Here is a 4,572-nt window from a genome sequence, read left to right as displayed (position 1 = left end):
GATATCGGTCCAATTGACCGGCCGGCCTGCAGCAGCGACAATCGCATTGCTAAGCAGCGCGACCGCGTCATCGTCAGGAGTGAGACCGAACACATGCAGCCGGTCGCGCACCGCGAGCTCCTTGATGTCGCAGAGCTGCGCATCAAGCTGCGCGATCGCCTCGCGCCCGGTCGTCTCGCGTGCGAGACCGCATTCCGCGGCGAGGCCACTGGCCCAGGCGCGCTCGACGATCTCGTCCTCGAGTAGTTTCAGCCGGCGCCTGTCGAGCCCGTCGGCCTCGGCATACTCCTCGACCAGACCTTCAAGATCGAGCAGCGGGCCGTGCAGGCCGGCTTGCGACAATGGCGGCGTCAGATGGCCGAGCGTGACCGCGGCCAGCCGGCGCTTGGCCTGAACAGCCTCGCCGGGATTGTTGACGATGAAGGGATAGATCACCGGCACCGGGCCGAGCACCGCCTCCGGCCAGCAGCTTTGCGACAGCGCCAGCGCCTTGCCCGGCAGCCATTCCAAGGTGCCGTGCGCGCCGAGATGCACCAGTGCATCGATGCGTTCGGCCTCGCGCAGATGCGCATAGAGCGCGACAAAGGCATGGCGCGGCGGCACTGACGTGTCGTGATAGCCGGCCTTGCGATCGGTATGTGCGCCGCGATCGGGCTGCAGCAGGATCAGCAGATTGCCGGCGCGCAGCACATGGAAGCGAAACGCGCCATTGGCAAAGGCAGGATCGGATTCCGCCGCGCCCCAGCAATTCCTGAGTTCACCCTGCAGTTCATCAGGTAAGGCTGCGAAATAAAGCTGATAGTCTGCGAGCGAAATCACAAGCTCGCCGGCATCATCCTTCAGCAGCGCCTCGACATCTTCCGTACGCACCGAAGAGCCGACATCATAGCCCTGCTCCGCCAGCATCCGCGCGATCTCGGCCGCGCTCGGTGCCGTGTCAAGCCCAACTGCGTAGCCGCGCCGGCCGCCGCGGGCTGGATAATCAGACAGCATCAAGGCAAGGCGGCGCTTGGCCTTCGGGATCGTGCGCAGGCGTGCCCAGCGCGCGGCGAGTTGCGCGACGAAAACGATGCGGTCCGGCAGCGGCACATGGCGCACCGCGCCGAACTGCAGCCGCTCGTCGAGCGGCGCCTCGTCCTTGAACGCGATGGTCCGCGCCAGCAGCCGGCCGTCGAGCTCGGGCAATACCACGTTCATGGCGAGATCGGTCGGCGACAGGCCACGCAACGACGAAGCCCACGCCTCCGCGCTACTTTGCGCCTGCACGACCTGCAGCACCGGCACGTCGGCCTGGTCGAGCACGGTCGAGCCATCCTCGCGCAGCGCAGAGAACGCCGTCGCATTGAGGATGACGGATGGCCGCCGTGTCGCGATCAACCGGTCCAATGCGTCGGCAACATCGGGGTCCTTCAGGCTGGTGACCGCCACCGCGACCGCGGCAAGCCCCTCGCCGTCGAGCGCCTGCTGGAGTGCGGCAATTGCCGCGGTGTCGGCCGCCAGGAGGCCGGCGCGATAGAACGCGATGAGCGCGCACGGCCTGACATCATTGACTGCACACAGTTCGTCGATCGGCACCGCACCGCGCCCGGCCACGAAGCCAACGATCGGCCCGATCGTGACCGGTTCGGCAAAGGATAACTCCCGCCTCAACAGCGAGCCGAGATAGCGCAGCGCCTCGCGCGCATTGCCCGCGCCGCCCTCGTGCAGATAAGCGTAAAGCCGCGCCGTCGCTTCAGCCGGCAATGTCGATAACGCGTCCAGTCGATCGTCGGCGCGATCGTCGCCCGGCAGCACCGCAAGCATGATGCTGCGGCTGCGGCATAGCGCGGCGAGATGCTCGAGCCCATAGCGCCAGTAGTCGAGCCCGCCGAGGCACCGCACCACGACGGCGCGCGATTGCGCCACGACACGGTCGAGATAGAGATCGACCGACATCGGATGCTTGAGCCGCTTCAGACTGGCGAGCCGTAGGCTCGGCAGCTCGGCCGACGCCGCGGTCCAGGCCTCCGCGAGCGCGGAGAGATCGCTGTCGGAGAATGACAGCACGACCACTTCGGCCGGCGACTGCGCGAGGTCGACGGCCTGTTCGAGGCCGTCGAGATCCGCGCCCGATGTCGCCAGCAGATGCATTCTTAGCCTGCGATCAAGCTGGTGATCGCGGGCACGTCGAGCCCGCGCTCACCGATCACGACCAGCCGCCCCTGCCGGCTCTCGCCGGCACGCCACGCGCGCTCGAACTGGTGCTGGATCCGATTGCCGACGCCCTGCACCAAAAGGCGCAGCGGCTTGCCAGCGACTTCGACGAAGCCCTTCACCCGCAACACATCATGCCCCTCGACGGCCGCTCTGATACGCGCGGCCAATTCATCGGGCGAAGCCTGCCGCGGCACGTCCAATACAAAACTCTCGAAATCATCGTGATCGTGCTCGGCCTCGCTGTCGTGATGCGATGGCCGCGCGGCGAGATCGGCTTCCGCCGCAGCACCGAGCCCCAGCAGCACAGAGGCGGACAGCTTGCCGTGCTCGGCTGCGACCACCTTGACCGCGCGCTGCACCTTGCCGGCGATTTCGGAGACGACGTGCTTGCGCTCGTCCTCCGTCATCAGATCGCTCTTGTTCAGCACGATCAGGTCGGCACAGAGCAACTGGTCCTCGAACACCTCTTCCAGCGGATTGTCGTGATCGACCGAGGTGTCGCCGGCGCGCTGCGCGGCGAGCGCTGCAGGGTCATCGGCAAAACGCCCGGCGACGACGGCGGGTCCGTCGACCACAGCCACCACGCCGTCGACCGTCACCCGGGTTTTGATCTCAGGCCAGTTGAAGGCTTGCACCAGCGGCTTCGGCAGCGCCAGCCCCGAAGTCTCGATCACGATGTGCTCCGGCGGCTCCTTCTGGTCGAGCAGGCTTTTGAGCGCCGGCACGAAATCATCGGCCACCGTGCAACAGATGCAGCCATTGGACAGTTCGACGATGCGATCCTCCGGACAATTCGGCACGCCGCAGCTCTTCAAGATGTCGCCGTCGATGCCGACATCGCCGAATTCATTGACGATGATCGCGAGCCGCCGGCCATTCGCAGTCTCGATCAAATTGCGCACCAGCGTGGTCTTGCCGGCGCCGAGGAAGCCGGTAACGATCGTGCAAGGTGTCTTGGCGAAGGAGCTGCTCATTGCGATGAAACCTCGTCAGGCGCGCGCGACGGCAGTGGCGGCACGCGGGAAATCGTATTCTTCCTGATGTATTCGGGCCGCGTCCGCCAAGCCGGCAGCCCGGCCTCATGCGCACGATGTGCCCGTGCGAATGTCAGTACGTCGTCGACGTGCAGATCGGGATCGAGCGTGCCGAGCACATAGGTCCATTTGCCGGGCGCGCTGACCGCGACCGTGCAGGAGCGATTGCAGTTCGACAGGCATTCCACCGGTTCGATGGCGAGGCCCGCGCGTTGTGCCTCGGGCACCGCGTTGATCGCTGCAAGCAGGCGCGCACCGGGGCGTGGCAGATCGGCTTGCGGAGCATCTGTCGTCTGCGCCCGGCAGGTGACGCAGACGAACAGGGTTGTGTCGCTGGACTCCATCACGAGCCGATCACGCGGTGGACGAGGCAGTTCGGGAATCTCATGGCCGTCTCCGTCGAAGCCGGAACCGCGATGGTTCCTGCAATGCGCTGCGCCCGACGGCATCCCGATGCGATATCCGGGATCATAACCCTGCATCGCGACTCCCCGCGCGACGGGTCGGCCAACAGCTATGTCGACGGCAGGTCTCCTGGCTCTCGGGTCACTGCACGCGGCCACCTTCCCGGTTTCCCAGTGGTATTGAGGCCTCGCACTCGCCGATTACAGTTGCGGGGGCAGCCGCGGCCTGGGGCGAATGCCCGCACCGCGTTCCCTAAATCTCTCCTTTCGGAGAACCGTCATTTGCTAGATACGGGTCGGGCCGCAGCCCGTCAATTGGAATCCTGCCCACCATGGACCACCCCTCGCCCCGTCCGCGACCACCGCGCCTGACCTTGGTGCTGGGCGGTGCGCGCTCGGGCAAAAGCCGCCATGCCGAGGGGCTGGTGACCGCAACCCCGCCGCCCTGGATCTACGTCGCGACCGCACAGGCCTACGACGACGAGATGACTGCACGGATCGCGCAGCACCGAAGCTGTCGCGTGGAGGGATGGACGACGATCGAGGCCCCGCTCGATCTCGCTGACGCGATCTCCGCGCAGGCTGGCTCGGGTCAGACGATGCTGATCGATTGCCTGACGCTCTGGCTCAGCAATGTCATGCTCGACGGCCGTGATGTCGAGGCCGCCTGCGACAGGTTGATCGGGGCTCTGACGGCTGCGGCGAGCCCGCTCGTGATCGTCTCCAACGAGGTCGGGCTTGGCATCGTGCCGGACAATGCGCTGGCGCGGCGCTTTCGCGACGCCCAGGGGCGCCTCAACCAGCAAGTCGCGGCGCGTGCCGATCGCGTGGTGTTGATGGCCGCCGGCCTGCCGCTGACATTGAAATAGTAACGCAAGGGACTGCAGCCATGACCGACAGCACTGAGGATGCACGCCACAAGGCCAAGATGGAGAACC

The 4,572-nt window shown here is 66.2% G+C and carries 4 protein-coding genes and 1 riboswitch; of the genes, 1 reads left to right on the top strand and 3 read right to left on the bottom strand.

What is annotated here, in order from left to right:
- The 3 genes from WA702_RS30425 to WA702_RS30415 all read right to left on the bottom strand — a co-directional run.
- Positions 1-2,130 (bottom strand): cobaltochelatase subunit CobN (locus WA702_RS30425; protein ID WP_425114235.1); only part of this gene is annotated, 2,130 nt, incomplete at its 3' end.
- Between the two features lie 2 nt (positions 2,131-2,132).
- Positions 2,133-3,170: a cobalamin biosynthesis protein CobW gene (gene cobW / locus WA702_RS30420; protein WP_425114234.1), complete on the bottom strand. Its 1,038-nt coding sequence runs from the start codon at positions 3,168-3,170 to the stop codon at positions 2,133-2,135.
- Positions 3,167-3,574: a DUF1636 domain-containing protein gene (locus WA702_RS30415; protein ID WP_425114233.1), complete on the bottom strand. Its 408-nt coding sequence runs from the start codon at positions 3,572-3,574 to the stop codon at positions 3,167-3,169. The genes cobW and WA702_RS30415 overlap by 4 nt, the downstream gene beginning before the upstream one ends.
- A gap of 163 nt (positions 3,575-3,737) precedes the next feature.
- Positions 3,738-3,929, bottom strand: a riboswitch (cobalamin riboswitch).
- Between the two features lie 37 nt (positions 3,930-3,966).
- On the opposite strand from WA702_RS30415, the gene cobU reads away from it, so the two are divergent.
- Positions 3,967-4,503, top strand: coding sequence for a bifunctional adenosylcobinamide kinase/adenosylcobinamide-phosphate guanylyltransferase (gene cobU, locus WA702_RS30410; RefSeq protein WP_425114232.1), 537 nt, complete (start codon positions 3,967-3,969; stop codon positions 4,501-4,503).
- Positions 4,504-4,572: the final 69 nt, after the last annotated feature.

The organism is Bradyrhizobium sp., from assembly GCF_049798375.1.
In the GTDB taxonomy this organism is placed as follows: Bacteria; Pseudomonadota; Alphaproteobacteria; order Rhizobiales; family Xanthobacteraceae; genus Bradyrhizobium.
The sequence above is the reverse complement of the archived record's forward strand: the minus strand, read 5'-3'. Positions and strand labels throughout refer to the sequence as shown.